The 21449-nt window shown below is 35.2% G+C and carries 20 protein-coding genes; 14 read left to right on the top strand and 6 right to left on the bottom strand.

Annotation, left to right across the window (positions count from 1 at the left end):
• Positions 1-156: 156 nt before the first annotated feature.
• The 4 genes from QL232_RS15000 to moaA all read left to right on the top strand — a co-directional run bounded on the left by QL232_RS15000 (position 157) and on the right by moaA (position 4417).
• Positions 157-2424 carry a molybdopterin-dependent oxidoreductase gene (locus tag QL232_RS15000; RefSeq protein WP_168881429.1) on the top strand — a complete coding sequence of 756 codons (2268 nt, stop codon included), beginning with the start codon at positions 157-159 and terminating at the stop codon, positions 2422-2424.
• A gap of 13 nt (positions 2425-2437) precedes the next feature.
• Positions 2438-3151: a NapC/NirT family cytochrome c gene (locus tag QL232_RS15005; protein WP_168881428.1), complete on the top strand. Its 714-nt coding sequence runs from the start codon at positions 2438-2440 to the stop codon at positions 3149-3151.
• 11 nt (positions 3152-3162) lie between these two features.
• Positions 3163-3351, top strand: coding sequence for a hypothetical protein (locus tag QL232_RS15010; RefSeq protein WP_168881427.1), 189 nt, complete (start codon positions 3163-3165; stop codon positions 3349-3351).
• 94 nt (positions 3352-3445) lie between these two features.
• Complete coding sequence (gene moaA, locus QL232_RS15015) at positions 3446-4417, top strand: GTP 3',8-cyclase MoaA (protein WP_281614697.1); 972 nt, start codon at positions 3446-3448, stop codon at positions 4415-4417.
• Positions 4418-4459: 42 nt separating this feature from the next.
• Here moaA and QL232_RS15020 read toward each other — a convergent pair whose 3' ends face one another.
• Positions 4460-5272, bottom strand: coding sequence for a hypothetical protein (locus tag QL232_RS15020; protein WP_168881425.1), 813 nt, complete (start codon positions 5270-5272; stop codon positions 4460-4462).
• Positions 5273-5412: 140 nt separating this feature from the next.
• Here QL232_RS15020 and QL232_RS15025 point away from each other — a divergent pair, with 140 nt between their 5' ends.
• Positions 5413-6150: a nitroreductase family protein gene (locus QL232_RS15025; protein WP_281614698.1), complete on the top strand. Its 738-nt coding sequence runs from the start codon at positions 5413-5415 to the stop codon at positions 6148-6150.
• A 40-nt stretch (positions 6151-6190) separates the two neighbouring features.
• Here the strand turns inward: QL232_RS15025 and QL232_RS15030 are convergent, their stop codons facing one another.
• A complete protein-coding gene (locus QL232_RS15030; RefSeq protein WP_168881423.1) occupies positions 6191-6589 on the bottom strand; it encodes a hypothetical protein in 399 nt (132 codons plus the stop codon).
• Between the two features lie 232 nt (positions 6590-6821).
• On the opposite strand from QL232_RS15030, the gene QL232_RS15035 reads away from it, so the two are divergent.
• The 8 genes from QL232_RS15035 (at position 6822) to QL232_RS15070 (ending at position 12802) form a co-directional block, all read left to right on the top strand.
• Entirely contained in the window at positions 6822-8180 is a 1359-nt protein-coding gene (locus tag QL232_RS15035) for a Na(+)-translocating NADH-quinone reductase subunit A (RefSeq protein WP_281614699.1), read from the top strand.
• 41 nt (positions 8181-8221) lie between these two features.
• Positions 8222-9439 carry an NADH:ubiquinone reductase (Na(+)-transporting) subunit B gene (locus QL232_RS15040; protein WP_168881421.1) on the top strand — a complete coding sequence of 406 codons (1218 nt, stop codon included), beginning with the start codon at positions 8222-8224 and terminating at the stop codon, positions 9437-9439.
• Positions 9426-10157, top strand: a complete 732-nt coding sequence (nqrC, locus tag QL232_RS15045; RefSeq protein ID WP_281614700.1) for an NADH:ubiquinone reductase (Na(+)-transporting) subunit C — start codon at positions 9426-9428, stop codon at positions 10155-10157. The genes QL232_RS15040 and nqrC overlap by 14 nt, the downstream gene beginning before the upstream one ends.
• 42 nt (positions 10158-10199) lie before the next feature.
• A complete protein-coding gene (locus tag QL232_RS15050; RefSeq protein WP_168881419.1) occupies positions 10200-10847 on the top strand; it encodes an NADH:ubiquinone reductase (Na(+)-transporting) subunit D in 648 nt (215 codons plus the stop codon).
• Between the two features lie 29 nt (positions 10848-10876).
• Positions 10877-11488: an NADH:ubiquinone reductase (Na(+)-transporting) subunit E gene (gene nqrE, locus QL232_RS15055; RefSeq protein ID WP_168881418.1), complete on the top strand. Its 612-nt coding sequence runs from the start codon at positions 10877-10879 to the stop codon at positions 11486-11488.
• A gap of 109 nt (positions 11489-11597) precedes the next feature.
• The gene (locus QL232_RS15060) at positions 11598-11837 is read left to right on the top strand and encodes a MoaD/ThiS family protein (protein WP_281614701.1); all 240 of its coding nucleotides are present in this window, start codon (positions 11598-11600) and stop codon (positions 11835-11837) included.
• Positions 11838-11857: 20 nt separating this feature from the next.
• The gene (locus QL232_RS15065; RefSeq protein ID WP_281614702.1) at positions 11858-12271 is read left to right on the top strand and encodes a molybdenum cofactor biosynthesis protein MoaE; all 414 of its coding nucleotides are present in this window, start codon (positions 11858-11860) and stop codon (positions 12269-12271) included.
• Positions 12272-12274: 3 nt separating this feature from the next.
• Positions 12275-12802, top strand: coding sequence for a DUF4269 domain-containing protein (locus QL232_RS15070; protein WP_281614703.1), 528 nt, complete (start codon positions 12275-12277; stop codon positions 12800-12802).
• A 23-nt stretch (positions 12803-12825) separates the two neighbouring features.
• Here the strand turns inward: QL232_RS15070 and QL232_RS15075 are convergent, their stop codons facing one another.
• From QL232_RS15075 to QL232_RS15090, 4 genes are all read right to left on the bottom strand, one after another.
• Positions 12826-14277: a rubredoxin gene (locus tag QL232_RS15075; RefSeq protein ID WP_281614704.1), complete on the bottom strand. Its 1452-nt coding sequence runs from the start codon at positions 14275-14277 to the stop codon at positions 12826-12828.
• Between the two features lie 21 nt (positions 14278-14298).
• Entirely contained in the window at positions 14299-17805 is a 3507-nt protein-coding gene (locus QL232_RS15080; RefSeq protein WP_281614733.1) for a nitrate reductase, read from the bottom strand.
• 297 nt (positions 17806-18102) lie between these two features.
• Positions 18103-18789: a response regulator transcription factor gene (locus tag QL232_RS15085; RefSeq protein WP_281614705.1), complete on the bottom strand. Its 687-nt coding sequence runs from the start codon at positions 18787-18789 to the stop codon at positions 18103-18105.
• A gap of 56 nt (positions 18790-18845) precedes the next feature.
• Positions 18846-20636 carry an ATP-binding protein gene (locus QL232_RS15090; RefSeq protein ID WP_281614706.1) on the bottom strand — a complete coding sequence of 597 codons (1791 nt, stop codon included), beginning with the start codon at positions 20634-20636 and terminating at the stop codon, positions 18846-18848.
• Positions 20637-20839: 203 nt separating this feature from the next.
• On the opposite strand from QL232_RS15090, the gene QL232_RS15095 reads away from it, so the two are divergent.
• Positions 20840-21418 carry a glycine zipper domain-containing protein gene (locus QL232_RS15095; protein ID WP_168881412.1) on the top strand — a complete coding sequence of 193 codons (579 nt, stop codon included), beginning with the start codon at positions 20840-20842 and terminating at the stop codon, positions 21416-21418.
• Positions 21419-21449: the final 31 nt, after the last annotated feature.

Here is a 21449-nt window from a genome sequence, read left to right on the forward strand (position 1 = left end):
TTACATTTCATAGGTGACTTATATCATTAAAGACTATTTTTATTGTGTATAGTATTACAAATTGAATTGCAAAATTGTATTTTCAATTTGAGTTAGATAAAATAAATAAGAAAAGGAACTCATATTAATCGGAATTATTAAAAAACACTATTGTCAATGAGTGAGAAAAAAGATGACTTAAGACTCTCTAGACGAGATTTCCTGAAACTAACAGGTGGTACTGTAGCTGTAGGAGGAGCAGCATTAAGTGGATGGGGATTAACTGAATTAATCGTTGATGAGGGACCAGTAAAATCTTGGCATAAATCTGTTTGTCGTTATTGCGGTACAGGTTGTGGCGTGATGCTGGGTATGAATAAAGATAAATTAGTAAGGGTTAGAGGTGATCAGGAAGCTCATAATAAAGGAGTGATCTGTATCAAAGGCTCAATGCTTGATAAAGTAATGAAAAGCCCTGAAAGATTAAAAACCCCAAAAATTAAGAAAAACGGAAAATTTGTTGAAGCATCTTGGGATGAAGCAATGTCATTAATGACAAAGAAGTTCAAAGAAGCTATGGCTGAAAGTGGCCCAACAAGTGTCGGTTTCTATGGCTCTGGTCAACTATTAATAGAAGAATCTTATACAGCAAATAAGTTATTTAAAGCAGGTTTAGGTTCTAACAACGTCGATGGTAATCCAAGACTTTGTATGGCATCTGCAGCTGTAGGTTACACTCAGACTTTTGGTAAAGATGAGCCTCCAGGGGCTTATGTAGATATAGATCATGCAGAAACATTCTTTTTAATTGGTTCTAATGCGTACGAATGTCACCCACCATTATGGGAGCGTATTATGTTGCGTAAAAAGGCTGATAAGAATGTAAAGATCATTGTTGTTGATCCAAGAAAAACAAAAACAGCAGAACATGCAGACATATATGTACCTGTATTACCAGGTAAAGATATGTTGTTAATCAACTCTATGTGTTGTGTGATTGCTGAGTTGGATTTAATGGACATGGATTTTGTTCAGAAGCATGTTAATTTCAATGATGGCAAAAACAAAATGTCATTAGAGGAATACAAGGAATTCCTGAAAGATTATAGACCTGAAAAGGTAGCTGACGAACTAGGAATTACTCCACGTCTTATTAGAGAAGTAGCTTATCAATTTGCTGCATCTAAAGCGACGATGTCACTTTGGACAATGGGTATCAACCAAAGAGTTCAAGGTGTATTCTTAAATAATACATTAAACTCTCTTCACCTTATTACAGGTCAGATCTGTAGACCGGGAGCAACTCCTTTATCCTTAACAGGTCAATCAAATGCTTGTGGTGGTGTTCGTGATACGGGTTCATTAGCTCATTTGTTGCCAAACGGTCGTTTGATAGCTAAAGAACAACATCGTAGAGAGATGGAAAAACTTTGGAAAGTTCCAGAGGGAACCATCGCACCAAAACCAGGTCGACATGCATTAGCCATGTTTGATGGTATGGTGACAGGGGATGTGAAGGCTGCATTAATTATGTGTACTAACCCTGCACAGTCTCTACCAAACAATAGATACTACAGAGAAGGAATGGAAAAAGCTTTCTTAGTAGTTTCTGAAATTTTTGCTGATACAGAGACAGCAAAATATGCTGATATCTTATTACCTGCAGCTTTATACATCGAAAAAGAAGGTGTATATGGTCAGACAGAAAGAAGATATCAATTAATTGAAAAATTAAGAGAACCAGTTGGTGAAGCTCGTTCAGATTTCGATATCCTAGTGGATTTTGCAAATCGTATGGGTAAAGGAGATCTAATTTCTTACAAAACATCTGCAGAATGCTGGGATGAGTATAGAACAATCTCTAAGGCTTCAAAATATAACTTCTATGGTATCACAAGAGAGAGGCTGAAAAAGGAGAGAGGTATTCAATGGCCTTGTCCTACAGTTGATCACCCTGGTACAGTAAGAAGATATATCCCAGGAGATCCATTCGTTCCGCAAGGAAAAGATGTTTACTTCTATGGTAAACCTGACGGTAAAGCGGTTGTTTTCGCAAGACCATACAAAGCAGGTAAAGAAGATGTGTCAGCGGAAAGACCTCTATTCTTAACTACAGGTAGAGTTATTTCTCAATGGCATACAGGTACAATGACATTTAGGGTTCCAGAATTAAAACATTCTGCAGGGCCAGGTAGATTTGTTTTCCACCCTCAAGATGCAGGATTACATGATCTTAAGAAAGGGGATAAAATTGAAGTGGATAGCTCAAGAGGTAAGATGCAAGGAATTGTAGATGTCTCTGAACATGAAACTCCGGGAGTTGTATTTGCAGCTTTCTACGATGCTAAGTTCATGGTGAACAATGTAGTATCTGATGATCATGATCCAATTTCAAAAGAACCTGACTATAAGGTGACAGCAATTAGTGTTAGAAAATTAAGTTAATCTTCATCGATAAATGGAAACAATATTAGATATTTTAGCAGTAGTGATCCTTATCGTTGAAGTGATCTTACTGTATAAACTCAGAGAAAACAGGTTCAATGATAACCTTACTGGTGCAGTTAGAGGAATGGTATTGGTTGGGATTGTATTATTCCCAATCTTAGCGATTCTTCTTGGTAATTACCATGTGTTTGTATCAACAAAAGAGTCTACTGCTTGTCAAAGTTGTCACGTAATGGCACCAATGGCAAATGACATGATGTTTGATCAAAAATCTCAAACATTAGCTGCTAGGCACTATCAAAACGGTTGGATTGCAGAACATGAATGTTACAGCTGTCACGCAGATTATGGTTTTCAAGGAACTATGAAAGCGAAGTTAGATGGTTACCGCCACCTAATGAGATATGTAACAAAGACATATGAGGAGCCTATCCGATACAGAGGTGAGTTCAACTCAATGAACTGTTATGGATGTCATGAAGGTTCAAGAACATTTGAGGCCGTAGATGAACATCAGCCGGTTGTTGAAAACTTGAAATCAGATGATCCATCAATTTCTTGTTTAAACTGTCATGGTAGAGCCCATCCAGAACCATCAAGAAGAACTCCTGGGCACAAAGATTACAAATGGTTGGCAGATCCTAAAGTAAAAGAGGTGATGTCAGTAAGTAATCCAGAGGAAATTAAAGAATATATTTCAACTCTTGCAGTTTCAAAAAATTAATCTAGAAAGAAATGAGAAAAGTATTTATAGAAGCAATGCTTGTGATTGTGGGGTTAGCGATTTCAATTCCATATGTCATATTTCAAGGACCCTATTTAATGTTCTTGTTCGTATTTGTAGCTCAGCCTTGTATTGCTGTAGCTGTGATACTCGTTCTTTGGGAAGTTTATAAGGACCTTACAAAGTCCAATTTGTTATAATTGTTGAATCAATCAACTGAAAAAAGGCCTTGTAGATGATATCATTTACAAGGTTTTTTTATTATTAGTATCTTAGCGTTATCAAAACAAGAATATGCTAACAGATAAATTCGATAGAGATATAAAATACGTCCGTTTGGCCGTTACGGATAGATGTAACCTTAGGTGTACCTATTGTATGCCTGAGATGATGAAGTTCGTGAATAAAGACCGTCTACTATCTTTTGAAGAGATGCTTCGAGTAGTACGAATTTTGGCTGAAAATGGAGTAGAAAAAGTTAGAATAACAGGCGGAGAACCATTTGTAAGAAAAGGCTTGATGGATTTTCTTACAGAATTAGTAAAAATCGAAGGCATCAAAAAAGTGGGTATCACTTCAAACGGAGTTTTATTAGAAGAATATCTTGATCAATTAAAAAATATTGGTATTACAGATATAAATCTAAGTTTAGACGCTACAACTCAGCATAAATTTTTTGAAATAACAAGAAGAGATGATTTTGATAAAGTTTATTCTTCTTTAGAACAAATGATTACCAAAGGATTTAAAGTGAAAATCAATATGGTGGTCATGGAAGGAAAGAATACAGAGGAGATAGTACCATTGGCGAAATATGCCTTAAAATGGCCAGTAGAGGTGAGGTTTATTGAAGAAATGCCTTTCAATGGAACAGGTAAGGAGGTGTCTAAATCTTGGAATCACCTTGATATAGAAAAAGTACTTATAGATTCATTTATTGGGCTTGAAAAAGTAAGTTCTCATAAATCGAATACTGCTCAAATTTATAAGAGTTCCATTTTAAAAGGGTCGCTAGGTATTATACCAGCCTTTAGTCGTACTTTTTGTGGTACTTGTGACCGTTTAAGAATTACATCCCTAGGTGAAATTCGAAATTGCCTATATTCAGAGAGTGGATTAAATGTTCGAGATTTATTAAGGTCTGATTTGGGAGATCAAGACATTGCCGATAGTATTCAAGGGCATTTGCTCCTAAAGAAAAAATCTGGTTGGGAAGAAGAAAAGAAAAATAAAAATCTAGACTCTATGTCAATGATTGGAGGATAAATAAAATGCCGATAAACGTAAGCTTATCGGCATTTTTATTATTTACTGTTCAATAAAAGGTTTAATAGTTAATATTTTTAAGCCTTTCTTTATTCTAGCATTAGGAGAGTCTTGTTCTTCAAAAGGATCTTCTCCTAAAACAAAACGTTGACAAGATCCTGCTTCGATCGTTAATGAATAACCTTCTAAACCAGTAAACCAAGCACCTTGAGTGTCGTCAGAATCAGCTTCAACGGCATAAACATTATAGTTTCCAGCCGGTAGATCAATGGTAAAGACGTCATTGGCAGTTTCAAGTCCACAATCTGGGCTGTTTGCATATTGTCTTAATACTCCTCTAGTGACCTCATCATCATTTTTATCGGTTATAGTAATTGTGATAGGTTGTTTCGAAAAGCCAACAGAACTATTAGCAAAAAATGTAACGTTGCCATTTAAAATTTCCTGTTCAAAGTCGGCTTCTCCTAATGAAATCAAAGTACAATCATCTGTTGAAATGTTGAAGCTTGTACCATTTTCATTGCCAAAAATATAACTCTTATTATCCTTGTAAGCCACTAACTTGTAGCTGCCAGTTGGTAATTGAACTGAATACACACCGTTATTTGATGGAGTATTTTGACAATCAATTACTTCTGTTAATTGATTGATAGAGCCTGATTGTATTGTATCTTTATTTGATACGATTCTTAATTCTATTACCTCACCATCAGAATAACTTGTTAAATCACTTATATGAATTGTTACTGTACCTACAGTATTTGGCTCTTCTGTTGTTTCTGAACATGAATGAAGTATAAAAGTTAAGCCGATAAGACTTATAATAATAGATAATTTTGAAATGAACTTTCTCATGATTGTTTGAGATTAATTAAATTTGCTATCAATTAAACTTTATTAGTATTGTAAATCAATTATTTATAGGTAATTGATGTTATTGTTGCATAGAATGGTTTACATTCTGACAATTAATTTAAGAAATAGGACAAAATAAAATGACTTCGAACGCTAAGAATTTTGATGATTTAGTACAATCAAGAAGGTCTGTTAGAATTTATGATCAGGATGTAGAGTTCGATCACGGTGCTGTAAAACGTAGTTTAGAGAGAGCAACATTGTCTCCAAACAGTTCAAACATGCAGATGTGGGAGTTCTATAGAATTAAATCTGACGATTTGAAAAAGGAAGTTGCCAACTTATGTATGAAACAGAAGGCGGCTTCAACAGCTCGTGAACTAGTTTTATTTGTAGTTAGACCAACTCTTTGGAAAGAAAGAGCTTCGTTTAATTTAGAAAAAATGAAGTCTTCTTTTGACGAAAAGCCTAGTATGGACGACAAGTCTAAGAAAAGAGCACTTAGTTATTATGAAAAATTAATTCCAACACTTTACAACAATGACAAGTTGGGTTTAAAAAGTGTAGGGAAGAAGATATTTGCTTGGGCAATCGGAACCAAAAGGCCAATGGTAAGACAAGTGACGAAGACTGATGTAAGAGTTACTCTACATAAAAGTGTTTCTTTGGCGGCCATGACTTTTATGTATTCTATGAAAGCAGAAGGCTATGACACTTGTCCCATGGAAGGCTTCGATAGTAAACGAGTGAAGAAGTTATTGAAGCTTCCAAAAGATGCAGAAATAAGTATGATTATCGGTTGTGGACCTGCTGCTGAAGGTGGGATCTACAATGAAAGGGTAAGAGTACCCAATGATGATGTGATCTTTGAGCTATAAAAAAATAAAGGGAGTTTATACTCCCTTTTTTATTGACTAATTATTCAGCAACTACTTCTTTATCTGCAGTAAATGGAAGGTACTTGACCTCCAATTTTTGCTGCTGATGTGCAGGATGGAATAAAGTTTTCAAATCAATTGTTCTACCATCGTTATTTAGTAAGATTCTAAATAAGGCATGGTTGCTTGGATTGTCGTTGACCACCCATAAATATTTGAAGTCTTTTAAGTTGATTGGCTCATCGTCCACAGTGTTAACGTAGGGTACTTCAGAAATACAAACTTCTCTGTTGTCGAAATCCCAAGTAATTAGATGAGGGTTTTGTAAAGATTGGTCTAAAACCTTGACAAAGTGAAGGTTGTGTATAGTTATGACATCTTTTCTATGCTTGATCTGATCCCAGATAGCAGCAATCTCAGTATTATTCACCGTTTGCATATTTAGTTAGGTTTGATGACTGTTTTTTATATATAACGTAACAAGATACCTTTTTTCGTATAACAAAAACTACAAATATTTTGTTAAAGTAATCAATCTTATCAATGTTATTCAGTAATTTTTAGAATTTCATATAAAATCCGTGCCGTTTTAAGTTTCATGGCAAATTTGAATTTAGTAAGTTTGCGAAGAAAATTATAGGAGCGTTTACTCTGTCACTCGATAATATCCGATGTCTAATAACGTGAGATTAAAACAAGGGTTTGATATCAACTTAGTGGGCAAAGCTACTGAAAGCATTGCCAAAAACGTTGATGCACCCAAAAAGTACGCCTTAAAACCAGAAGACTTTCCGGGCATGATTCGTCCGAAAGCTGTGGTTAAGGTAGGCGCAAAAGTTAAGGCAGGTGACCCAATCTTAATTGATGGGAAACTAGATTCAATAAAATATACTTCACCTGTAAGCGGCGAAATCGTTGAAATTCAACGAGGAGAGCGTCGTAAGTTGCTTGCTGTAGTTGTGCAAGCTGACGGTCAAAATGAATACAAAGAATTCCCAGTGAAGCCTGTTGATCAAATCAGTGCTGACGAGGCGAAGGAAGTGATGTTAGAAAGCGGTGTTTGGCCACTTTTAGTTCGTCGCCCATACGCAATCGTTGCTGATCCTTCTGATCAACCAAGAGCAATCTTTGTATCTGCATTCGATAGCCATCCATTAGCACCAAATTATGAGTTTACTTTAAAAGGACAAGAAAGCTACATTCAAGTAGGTATCGATGTACTTAAGAAGTTTGCTTCTAAAGTTTATGTTGGTCAAAATGGAGCAAAACCATCTCAAATTTTTGATGGTATTGTAGGTGTTGAGAAAAACAAATTTACTGGTCCTCACCCAGCAGGTAACGTAGGTGTTCAAATTCACCATACTGCACCAATTTCTAATGTGAACGACGTAGTTTGGACAATCTCACCTGAAGGTTTAGCTCAAATTGGTAAACTTTTCAAAGATGGAAAGTATGATGCAAAGAGAGTTGTCGCTGTTGCAGGACCAAAAGCTGATCAACCAGAGTATGTAGAAACATATGTAGGTGGATGCGTAGATACAATCGCAGCTGCGAAAATTAAGGGAGATAATGTTCGTGTAGTTTCAGGAAACATCTTAACTGGTTCTAAAATCACTAAAGATGGTTTCTTAGGTTTTTATTCGAACATGGTAACTGCTCTAGAAGAAGGTAACAAATCTCGTTTCTTCTTATCTGATGGGTGGTTAGCACCAATTACAAACCGTTTATCTTTCCACAAAGCATTTGGTTTATTAGGATCAACTAAAAAAGAATATGCTTTAGATACTAACACAAACGGTCAAGACAGACCATTTGCTGTTACTGGAGCATTTGAAAAAGTGGTTCCTATGGACATTTACCCAATGTATTTGTTGAAGGCCATCCTAGCTTACGATTATGAGAATATGGAAGCTTTAGGTATTTATGAAGTTGCAGAAGAGGATTTAGCTCTTTGCGAATTTATTGATGTATCTAAGCATGACATCCAATCAATCGTTCGTCAAGGTTTGGATACAATGCGTTTGGACTAATTTAGGTGCAAAATTATTAAGTATAAATAGCTTAAGAAGTAATGAAATTTTTACACGATCTCTTAGAAAAACAAAAGCCTTTATTCGAAAAGGGCGGTAAGCTTGAAAAGCTTTACTATGTTTTCGAAGCAGGTGAAACCTTTATGTTTACTCCTCCGGATGTAACAAAATCAAAAGGTGTTCAAGTTCGTGACGCTGTAGACTTAAAGCGTGTTATGTTTACAGTAGTTATCGCTCTTTTACCTGCAATTATTTTTGGTATTTGGAATGTAGGTTACCAGCATTCAATTGCCACTCAAGATCCTGAGACAGCATCATTTGTTTCTCAATTCTTATTTGGTTTGAAGTTGGCTTTACCTTTAATTATAGTTTCTTATGCTGCAGGTGGTGCTGTTGAATCAGCGTTCGCAGTGTTTAGAAATCACCCAATTACAGAGGGTTTCCTTGTAACAGGTATCTTAATTCCTCTAGTAGTTCCAGCTTCTTTACCTTTATGGCAAGTTGGTTTAGCATCTGCTTTTGCAGTGTTAATCGCTAAAGAAGTTTTTGGTGGTGTAGGTATGAACATCTTGAACGTAGCTTTAACTGCTCGTGCATTCTTATACTTCGCTTATCCTGCTCAAATCTCTGGTGATAAAGTATGGATCGAATTAGGCGAAGGTCTTTCAACTGTTGACGGTTATACTGGTGCAACTTTCCTAGGTTTAGCTGTAGAAGCTCAAAACACAGGTACTGCTGTTGCTGATTTTGTTGCAAATAATGCGCATTGGGTTCAATCTCCTGCGGAGTTAGCAATGACTTCATTCATCGGTTTAATCCCAGGTTCTATTGGTGAAACTTCTGCATTAATGTGTTTGATTGGTGCTTTAGTATTAATCTGGACTCGTGTAGCAGATTACAGAATTATCGTTTCTGGTATCTTAGGTGCGTTAGCAATGGGTGTTTTATTAAACGTTCTTGCTCCAGAAGGTGCTACTTACTTACAAATGCCTGCATACTATCACTTAATCGTTGGTGGTTTTGCTTTCGGTATCGTGTTTATGGCAACAGACCCAGTTTCTGCTTCTCAAACAAACACAGGTAAGTGGATTTATGGTGCGTTTATCGGTGTAATGACGGTAATCATCCGTGTGTTAAACCCAGCGTACCCAGAAGGCATCATGTTAGCTATTCTTCTTATGAACGTTTTAGCTCCATTGATTGACCATTATGTAGTAAATGCAAACAAAAAACGAAGATTAAAACGTGCAACAGTCTAACGGTTATGTCATCGGTTTTGCAGTAGCAATGACGATTATCCTTGGTGGTGTATTGTCTTTTACTGCAGTTTCTCTTAACGAGAAGCAAAAAGAAGAGATCGCTTTGGATACTAAAAAGCAAATTATGCTTTCAGTACTTCCAGAAATGAGTGAGTCTCCAAAGTCAGAAATTGCTCAAGTTTATGATAACCGTATCCAAGTGGTAGGTATCAATGGTGAAGCAATTGATGCAGCTGTTCTTCAGAAATTAGATATTTCAAAAGAATGGAAAAAATTAAAGAAAGGTCAAGACGCAATTTTACCTATTTACAAATTCATGAGTAAAGATGGTAAGAGTGTTGATAGCTATATTTTACCTATGTATGGTTACGGTCTTTGGAATGACATCTGGGGTTACTTCGCGTTAAACTCAGATCTTCAGACTGTAAGAGGTGTAGTATTCTCTCACAAAGGTGAAACTCCAGGTTTAGGAGCTAGAATCGGTGATAAGGAAGTACAAGACCGATACATTGGTAAAAAGATCTTTAATGGTGGTAAGCTTACACCAATCTTTATGGTGAAAGGTGAAGGTCATGCAGATCTACCTAACTATGAAGTTGATGGTTTGTCAGGTGCAACTCTTACTGCAAATGGTCTAAACGAAATGGTTGACAGATACTTGAAAGAGTATAAGCCATTTTTAGAAAAAGGTGCTTCTGCGGTTTCTATGGCCCAGTAGATCGAAATTTGTTAATTTATAAAACAGCAAAAAGCGAAAGAAATGAGCACAGAAACTGTAGCAGCAAAAAAGTCAGAAGCTTTATTCTCTAAGAGAAGAAAAGCGATCGTGACTGATCCTTTGGATGACGATAACCCAGTAACAGTACAAGTATTGGGTATCTGTTCAGCTTTAGCGGTAACATCAAAATTAGAGCCTACGTTAGTAATGTCAATTGCCGTTACATTCGTAGTAATATTCTCTAACTTAATTGTATCGCTTTTACGTAACGCAATTCCTCAACGTATTCGTATCATCGTTCAGTTGGGTATTGTAGCATCACTTGTAATTATTGTAGACCAAGTATTGAAAGCTTACTTATATGATGTATCAAAAGTAGTAGGTGTATATGTAGGTCTAATCATTACAAACTGTATTGTAATGGGTCGTTTGGAAGCTTTCGCTATGGCGAACAAACCTTATGATTCAATTCTTGATGGTCTTGGTTCTTCATTTGGATATGCATGGGTTATCTTGATTGTGGCTTTCTTTAGAGAGTTATTAGGATCAGGAACTTTATTTGATATCCGTGTTTTACCTGAAGCTTATGTGAACAATGGTTTAATGACTTCACCAGTAGGTGCCTTCATTATCATCGGTTTAATCATTTGGGTTCAGCGTTGGAGAAACGGTTACGTAGAAGAGGCTTAGAACAATCATCTTAAAAAAACGATCACAAAATGGATTTATTAAATCTGGCAATCAAGTCGATCTTTATCGACAACATGGTGTTCGCCTATTTCTTAGGAATGTGTTCTTATTTGGCCGTATCTAAGAAAGTGGACACAGCATTAGGTCTTGGTGCTGCGGTAACATTCGTATTAACGATTACTGTACCACTAAACTGGTTAGTTTATAACTATATCTTAAAAGAAGGTGCTTTATCTTGGTTAGGTGAGCAGTATGCAGGCGTAAGCTTGGACTTCTTAACATATATCTTATTCATTGCTGTAGTAGCTTCGACTGTACAGTTAGTGGAAATGATTATTGAGAAATTCTCCCCATCACTTTATGGTTCACTAGGTATTTTCCTTCCTCTGATCGCGGTAAACTGTTCGATCTTAGGTGCAGCATTCTTTATGGTGCCAAGAGAATATACTATTGTTGAGGCAGGTGTATATGGTTTCTCTTCAGGTATCGGTTGGTTAATTGCAATTATTGCATTAGCAGCGATCCGTGAGAAAATGAAATACTCGAATGTTCCAGATCCATTAAAAGGATTAGGTATCACTTTCATCATCACTGGTTTGATGGGATTAGCATTCATGTCATTCATGGGTATCTCTTTATAATCTTAAGAGAAAAGATTTTAAAAGGCATCTACTTCGGTAGATGCCTTTTTTTATTATAAAAACATGTGACTGAACTTATTTGTCACAAGGAATATGCTTAATTTTAAGTATGAAAATTTTATTATTTGGTATCGCTAAAGATATCATTGGTGGTAATATTCTAGACTGGGAATTGTCACAATCAGAACAAACTTCTAGTCAATTATTAGAAGAGCTAAAAGTAAAGTATCCAGAATTGTCCAAACTAAGATCTATTGCTCTTGCTGTTAATGGCGAGCATGCTGATGGTACCGAAAAAGTGACGAGTGATGATGAGGTGGCTTTAATTCCACCAATGTCTGGGGGATGATATAAATAATTGACAAGACTATGATTGAGTTAAAAGAGACAAAAGAAATAAATGTAGCTGAGATAATAGATAGCGTAAAATCGGACTATTGTGGAGCGATTGATGTATTTATTGGAACAGTAAGAGATAATCCAACAGGAAATAAAGTAACAAAGCTATTCTTTGAATCTTATACACCAATGGCCATTTCAGAATTGGAGAAAATTGCTAATAGTGTGAAAGAAAAATATCAGGCAGATAAGGTAAGTATAGTTCATGCTCTCGGTGACTGCCTTGTAGGAGAAATCGCAGTTGTGATAGCTGTATCAACACCTCATAGAAAAGCGAGCTTCGATGGCTGTCAGTATGCTATAAATACTTTAAAAGAAACAGTGCCTATTTGGAAGAAAGAATATTTTGAAGATGGTTCTCATTGGGTATTTTCGCATCCTTAGGATATGAGAGATTTCAAATCTATTGAATATTTGTCGAAAGGGAATTCCATTCAGCAAGCTTCATATAAGGTGTTATTGAAAAGTAAAATCTTACATGTTTTAAAAGATTTTGATATCACCTTAGCTGGTACTATACCCATTGAAATAAATTTACCTGAGAGTGATCTTGATTTAATTTGTGAAGTAAAGGATAGGCAACGGTTTATACATTTACTAAATGAAAACTTTCAATCCTATCAACATTTCAAATTAGAAGAGAAAGATCAATTTATTCTATCTTCTTTTGAGTTTGAAGGATTTCAGTTTGAGATATATGGAGAAGATAAACCTGTGTCTTTGCAAAATGCCTACAGGCATATGTTGATAGAGTATTCTATTTTGAAAGAAAAAGGAGAGGAGTTTAGGCGGGAGGTATTAGCTTTGAAAAAGTCAGGTATTAAAACTGAACCCGCTTTCTCAATGTTATTAGGAATTAAAGGAGATCCATATCAAGGATTGTTAGATTATGGGGTATTAAAAAAGCACTTGTAAATAAATACAAGTGCTTTTTTAATTTATTGTGGCATCTCAATTTCTTGAAATGATTCTTTGTCAGCATCACAAGTTGGACAAGTAAATGAGCTTGGTAAGAAATTAAATTGTGTATTTCTTGGTATTCCTTCTTCAGGCATTCCTAAGCTTTCATCATAAATGCTTAAACAGTTACTACATTGATAAACTTTTACAGTTTGAGAAGTATTTGTCTGTTTTGGTTCATCGATATCATAATTACTATTGTCTAGCTTCTCATAATATAGATGACTTAACTCGATTAGAATTGGAGGAATGGCCTCTTTGGGTACTCTTTTGACAAAGGTGATATACTTAGGCTCATTACAGTTAAAGTCCTTTGCATAAAGAATATTATAAGTGCTTCCATTACTAGATTCAATACTTTCAATGACTACAGATGTAAATAAAATTACAGGCTTAGTCTTTATGGTAAATGTTAAGCCATATGTACTGATATCTTGCTTGTCTAAAGCTCGAACTAAGTAATTCTTTAAGTCAAGAGCCTCTTGGTCCAATACGGGTAAGTGCCAGTTAAGTTCTAATGAAGAGTGTCTAACATTAATACCAAACTTACCTAGTAATTTTTCCCAATTAATGATATGTTTATTATCAATACCTTTTACAATAAACGATTTCCATGGAGTTAATGTGATTTTACCAATACCTGTTTTTAGGCAAAGCTCACACATTTGTTTTAGGAAAGGAATATCGAATTTATTATTTCTCCAATATAACCCTAACCAATATTTTCCACTGATCATTCTATGCATACCTTCATAGTAAGGGAAAGGTCCAGTAGGAAGCTTCAATTTATCACCTTTTGCAAGGGTGTTAATATCTAAGCTACTTACAATAGTCTTCCATACTTTAGCACTTTCAATGTTTTTACCTGGTACATATAACCCTTCAAAGGCTTTTACCACCTTTGCAATGTCATAGTTATAGATCAGGTTAGGACATTCCCATAATACTTCAGCATTTTCCTCTTCTCTAATGTATAAATGCCAATACCCGTCTTTCTCGGAAGCAATAAAATTTAATTGTCCTGTAAATAGAGGTACCATAGTTTGAGAAGGATCCGTGATATTGACTTTCAATTTTGGTTGAAAGTCGAAAGTATCAAGGATATAATGATATGTATGTGCAGCTAACCAAGATGTACTAGGAATTACATCTAATGCTACATAAGAAGTAACAATATTTTGATACGACTCCCCATCACAATCATATGTGGTTTTAATAGAGTCGAAAGTTTCTCTTAATTTTGCTCTACTGATATTAGGAGAAGCAAATAATATATCTTGTCGAGATCCAAAGTGTAAGTGTTCAACACCTATTTCTTCAGCGACTTGAATAATTTGAAGTAAATCACCTGGAGAAGATATTCCACCTTTAATAAAAACGCGTACAAGATCTTCTTTTACTAATGTCGTGTTTTCTACTTGATCTAACATTTGTTGATTTAATTTAGTGGATTACAAAGTAAGTAATTTTTCTTCATGAGTTTTAAGAATACTCTGAAGTTCTGTTTTACAGCTACCACAACCAAGTCCAGCACCTGTTGACTCACACAATTTATTTAGTGTTGTACAACCATTGTTTAGTGCTTTTTCTATATTTCCAGAGCCAACATTACCACAAGAACAAATGACTTCACCCATTAAAGGTTCAGCATCACTCTTGCCTCTTAGAAGTTCTGTTCTACGATCTCCAAGCTCAGTTTTTAACTCAATAAGTTTTTTGTAATCTGCAAACTCAGCTTTATCTCCAAGTAATATTGTTCCTACTAATTTATCATCTTTAATGATACATTTTTTGTAGAAAGCTTCAGCTTTATCTAGTAAAATTACTTCTTCGTAAGATTTATCTTTTCTTGGATAATCAACAATACCTAAAGAACATAAAGAAAGATCTGAGAATTTAAGGATATTCATTGGAAGAGTACCTGAGTATCTGCTCAATAAATCACCAGAAATAAATCTTGCACAAGAATCTGCTTGCTCTTCAGCACCTGCAGTTGTACCGTTTAATTGACCTTCAAATTCTGCAATCTCACCCATTGAGAAAATAGATGGATCAGAAGTTTGAAGATATTCATTAACTAATAAACCTCTCGATGTCTTTAATCCAGCCTCTTTACCTAGTTCAACATTAGGTCTTGTACCAATTGCATATACAATAGCATTGCTTTCGATGGTTCTACCACCTTTAAGTTTTGCTTTGTAAGCTTTGTCTCCGACTTTTTCTATTGTTTGTACCTGGTCATTAAGAAGTACCTCAATTCCTTTATCTTCAACGTGATTTAGTAGAAGTTCACTGGCAATTGGGTCTAATTGACGGTCCATTAATCTTGATGCTAACTGTACAATTGTAACATCAATATTTATTTCTCTTAAAGAAGCGGCTAATTCAAGTCCAAGTAAACCACCACCAACAATTACAACAGAACCTTTACCGTTCATGTATTGCTTCAGCTTATCTGCGTTTTTCTTGTTACGCATTGTGAATACCCCTTCTAAATGAATTGGCACATCAGCTGGAACAAATGGACGGCTACCAGTAGCGATGATTAATTTGTCATAGTTGTATTTGTCTCCAAATTGATCTATAATTTCTTTTTCATCTCTATTAATACTTTGAATCGATTTACCTAAATGTAGTTTGATATTTAATTCGTCGAATTCCGTGAGATCATCAAACTTTTGTAAATCTTTCCACAGTAATGTTTCATTGACATACTCTGGTAATAGTACCCTGTTATAGAATGGTGTACTTTCTTTAGAGAATACTTCGATCGTATCTTCTTTGTTTATATTTCTATAAGTATAAACAAATCTGTAAGCAGCAGCACCGGCACCAATAACAAGAATCTTTTCTGGTTGTTTTTTGAATTTAACGACCTGAGCAGATGAGAATTTGAAATCTGGTTCTTTAGAAATAGGGTCGATATGATTAGCAGTCAAGTTATTTGTTCTACCAAAGATCTCATTGCTTATCTTACCCCAGTGCATTGGCATAAAGATGACACCTTTTTTAATGTCTTGAGTGATATTTACGTTTACTCTACACTCGCCTCTATGCGTTTGAATTACTGCAGTATCTCCATCACTGATGTTTCTGCTTTTAGCATCATCAGGGTGGATTTCTAAGAATGGTAAGCCAATATGTTGATTCAACTTATTCACTTTGCCTGTTCTTGTCATAGTATGCCATTGATCCCTAATACGTCCCGTCGTAAGTACTAATGGATAATCAGGGTCAATGGTGTCTGATTCATTTTGTGGACCGTTTGTAAGGATCTGAGCCTTATTATTTGGTGTATAGAATTTATTGTCTGTGAATAGACGATCTGTTCCTTTACCATTAATATAAGGCCATTGTACTGAACGTTCTTTCTTAAGAATATCATAAGTAAGTTCAGCGATATCGATATTTGTACCCTTCGTTAAAAGAGCATGTTCTCTGAAAATATCTTCAGTAGATTGGTAATCGAAACCATGGTAACCCATTTTCTGAGCAAAACGACAGAAGATCTCTGTGTCCGGTAGTGCTTCGCCAGGAGCAGGAATTACTCTTTCTAAGTGACTAATTCTTCTTTCAGAGTTAGTCATCGTACCTTCTTTTTCCAACCAACCTGCAGCTGGTAAAATAAGATCAGCATGTTCAATAGAGTCTGCTTTACCTGAGATATCCTGAACAATGACAAATTTTGCTTTCTTTAAAGCCTCTTCAACTAATTTTGAATCAGGTAAACTGACCATTGGGTTGGTACACACAATCCAGACTGCTTTCATTTCGCCTGAAGCTAAGGCTTCAAACATCTCAGTAGCAGTTTTACCAGGCTTTTCTTGGATATGATCAACGCCCCAATAATCAGCAACTTTTTGTCTGTGTTCTGGATTTTTAAGGTCGTGATGAGCGGCTAATAAAGAAGCCATACCACCAACTTCTCTACCACCCATTGCATTAGGTTGACCCGTTAATGAGAAAGGCCCTGCACCAGGTTTACCAATTTGACCTGTAATAAGGTTAAGGTTTAGTAAAGCTAAGTTTTTGTTTGTTCCTTGAGCAGATTGGTTTAGACCCATTGCCCACATGTTAATGAAGGCATTGGCATTGCCAATATATCTAGCTGCTAATTTGATATCATCTATAGTAACTCCTGTAATCGCAGAAGCTTCTTTGAATGTTCTCGACATTACCTCTTTACGGTAGCTGTCGAAACCATCTGTATTGTTCTTAATAAAGTCCCAATCTAAATCACCTTCTTCAATGATCGCTCTACCAATAGCTTGGTAAAGTACGATATCTGTACCAGGGTTTAGTTGTAAATGTAAATCTGCAAGAGCACATGTTTGAGTTTTTCTTGGATCTACAACGATTAATTTTGTATCAGGGTTGGCTTCCTTATGTGCTTCTATTCTTCTAAATAATATCGGATGACACCAAGCTGGGTTGGCACCTGCAATCATAAAAGTATCGGCCAACTCAATATCTTCATATGAAATAGGTACAGTATCTTCGCCTAATGTTTTCACATAGCCAACTACTGCCGAACTCATACAAAGTCTTGAGTTGGTGTCGATATTGTTTGTTTGGAAGAAGCCTTTTGTTAGTTTGTTTGCTAAATAATATTCTTCAGTTAAACATTGTCCTGATACATACATACCGACAGCATCAGGTCCATGTTTTTTGATAATCGATTTAAAAACGGCTGCAGCTCTTGTGAAAGCAGTATCCCAATCCACTCTTTGTAAATCATGTTGCTTACTCCATCTCATCTGAGGATATAGTAATCTGTCAGAAGTATCTTGTACAACATAATGTAAGTTCATTCCTTTTGAGCAAAGTTTACCTTTATTGACCGGATATGTAGGATCTCCTTCAACCATCAGTTTTCCTTTGCTGTCTTTGTGGACATCAATTCCACAACCAACACCACAGTAAGAACAAGTAGATTTATACGTTGAGATTGTTTTCATCATCTTTTTCTGCGCTTTTTGTTTAAAAATGGGGGAAGGAATCTTCCCCCTAAAGCATGTGTTTGTTTTAGTACACTACAGTTTGTGTTTCTTGTTTATAAATAATGTGGGATTTTTATAATCAGAATACTTTACGTAATGCCTTAATTCAAAAGTAAGTATTATTACGTAAAAATACGTAATAATGGGTCCGTTAATTTTCAGTTAATCAAAAAAAAAGTGGATTTTCTTATTATTAGACATAAAAAAAGCCTTTTCGATACCGAAAAGGCTAAGTATTTACGTAGTTTCTTAATGTTATAAACCTAATTCTGTTTTTAAAGTAGGTAATTCGTTGATTTTAGCGATCAACTCTACAGCACTTTTTACTTCCATTTTTTTCATGATATTGAATCGATGTGTTTCAATCGTTCTCACACTTTTATTAAGTGTTGCAGCGATGTCTTTACTACTTTTTCCTGCAGCTACATATTTAAGGATTTCTTTTTCTCTCTTTGTGAGGTCAAAAGTTTTCTCCTGTTCAGTATCACTGGTAGTGGTAGAGGCAGGATTATTTTTTATGTTTAAGTATCCTTCTACTAAAACCTTCGAGATATCTCCACTAAAGTATTTCTTTCCTTGATGTACTGTTTTGATAGCTTTCAAGAATTCGTCGCTATTAGAATCTTTTAATAGATAACCACTAGCTCCTTTTTCTGCTGCATCCAAAATGTATTCAGCATCATCATGCATGGAAAGGATTAAAACCTGAGTATTAGGGCTGTATTCCTTCACTTTGGAAGTAGCCTCAATTCCATTCATTACAGGCATTCTAATGTCGATCACTAAAACGTCTGGTTGAAGTTTTTTACAAAGATTTAATGCTTCTTGACCGTTAGCTCCTTCTCCAATAACATCAATTTCATGGCTATTTTCTAATAATAGCTTAATGCCGTTACGTACAACTACGTGATCGTCAGTTAATACTACTGAAATTTGACTCATTAAAGTAAAATATTTGATGTGAGGTGTTTATTTCTAATGCAATATAAAAAAATTACTTAGACTTCTTCAATAGGTACTTCTACTGAGATCGTAGTGCCTTTTCCAATTGAAGATGTTACCTCTATACTACCGCCAACGAATCCGGCTCTTTCTTTCATGTTTAGTAGTCCATTTCCACCACCATGAATTTCAATATTATCAGTGTCGAAGCCATCACCATTGTCCTTGATTGAGATATATAACATCTCGAAGTCATGTATCAAATCTATTTCTACTTGTGCGGCTTTTGAGTATTTGATGGCATTATTAACCGCTTCCTGGACGATTCTGTAGATATTAGTTTCTATATGTCTCTCGAACCTTTTATTAAAATCCGATTTATTATTAAAAGTGACATTTACATCAGATAATCTACTAGTCTCGGATGCGAATCGAGTTAATACCGCATTAATACCGTAATCACCTAAAGTATTTGGTGAGAGGTTGAAGGATACTCTTCTTACTTCTCTGATAATATTCTTAAGTAGTTTTTTCGATTCCTTTAATTTTTGAGAAGATAATTTTGCTTGAGCTAGATTAATGGATTCTAAACTAAACTTTAATGCAGTAAGTAGTTGTCCAATGCCATCATGAATATCTTTAGAGATTCTACCTCTTTCTTCTTCTTGTCCCTTTAATATTAATAAAGATCTCGATTTCTGGGTTTCTATATGTTTATCAATTTCTTCCTGATTAATCTCTTTTGATCTTTCTTCTGACTCTTTTTGATCTGTAGTATCTCTTCCTACAATGAGTATTTCAGGTTTATCCTTATGAACTTTTGTGATAATAATTTCTATCCAAACAAAATCACCATCCTCATCAGTTACTTTCAGGTTGCCCATCCAAGTTTCTTCATTTAAAGCAGAATCAAGGATCTCTCTAATCATTTCTTCTTTATAACCTTCAGGAATTAACCAATGGAAGATATTTCTTGGTGTTTCATTTTCTTCAATCTTCAAGATGTCTATTAAGTTCTCAGAAGTTTCTATGAAGTCTCCTTCATCATTTACTTTTCCTAATACTACATGTAGGTTTTCATCCGTTTCTTTCGATTCCGATAAATGTTGATACGCTTGACCTAGAGATCGATAGAGTTGATCAACCTCTTGAATTTTCTCATGATTGATATTCTTTGTTTTTTCGAGCTCTTGGATGGTTTTTTTAATTCTTCTAGCAGTAGGTCTAAATACATAAGCTAATTCGAAGAATAAAATGGTGAGTGTAATTAAGAAAAGTAGGAGGGAAGTATTTTGTACTACATTTAACTTTTGATTCGCGTAGTCAGAATATACACCTACTAACTGATCCATGTAGATCAAATAGTACGCTTCATTATCTAAAACTTCTTGAGTTAATGTTGAGTCAGTTTCATTATTTAGTAGTTTATGAGCATTTTCGAATACCTTTTGTTGGAAGGTATGCATTTTACTATATAGTTCATCAGCTTCAGCTTTAACAATAGAGTTCTGAATTTCATCATTGTGTCTACCAAGTTCAATATGAGATAACTCCCATTCATTTAAGGCAAAGGATAATTCTTTCTTATAACTGCCTTGTTTATCTAATTGAAATAAAAGAACACATTTGGTAATCTTCTGACTTAGCATTCTTTGTCGACCTGCCTTATTGATGATATCAGCATCGACACTTTGTCTTTCGGAAAAAGAATAATTAATTACCTGCGAAAAGGTGATCAATAAAATGATTACAGTAATGGCAATAAAATACAAAGACCATAATTTATTGATACTTAGTTTTTCAATTTTGGACGTAAGGGTACTTTGAGAACTATCTTGTTTTGTCATGAAGCTAAATGTTAGTTTAGAATGCACATGTTATTACAAATAAAATCACTTCCGTTGAATAATGCTTTTAAAATGTAATAATTCTTATGATTAAAATTTGATATTTATTAATCACAATTTGATAGTTATCACAAATTAATGACCGTTTATTTGATAGTATGAAATCAAACATTATTTCTAAGTAAACATCATCATTAGTTATCATGAAAAATCACTTTATAATCATCGTTGCATTATTACTGACTTCTGTTTCGTTATCTGCACAAACGAATTATAATATTGAAGAAAATTCTAGTACCGAATCTCAAACTGTTAGTGCTTCGGACAGTTCTTCTGGAAATACAGTGCCAACAACATCTATTTCTAAAAGTATTGGTCTATATGTTTTTCCATCGAATAATCAAGATCAAGCGACAATGGATGCTGATGAAATGGCATGTTATAAATGGGCCATTGAACAAACAGGTTATGATCCATTAAATCCAACAGTTGTTCAAGCAAAAAAGGCAGATACCTCTGCGGACGGCTCTATGGTAGTAGGAGCAGCAGGTGGTGCAGCAGCAGGAGCTGCAATTGGTGCTATTGCAGGTGATGCGGGAAAAGGTGCGGCTATCGGAGCTGTTGCCGGTGGTCTAAGAGGAAGAAGAGCAAAAAAATATGGTGATGCAGTTGAGCAAAAACAAAATAATCAAGCTGCTGCAACACAAAATGCAGAAGCAAAAGAGAATTTCTCTAAAGCGTTTTCTGCATGTATGGAAGGAAAAGGGTATACAGTAAAATAAAGTTATGGAAACAAAAAAGCGGAGAATGTTA

It is taken from the genome of Flammeovirga sp. SubArs3, from assembly GCF_947387565.1.
Lineage (GTDB): Bacteria > Bacteroidota > Bacteroidia > Cytophagales > Flammeovirgaceae > Flammeovirga > Flammeovirga agarivorans.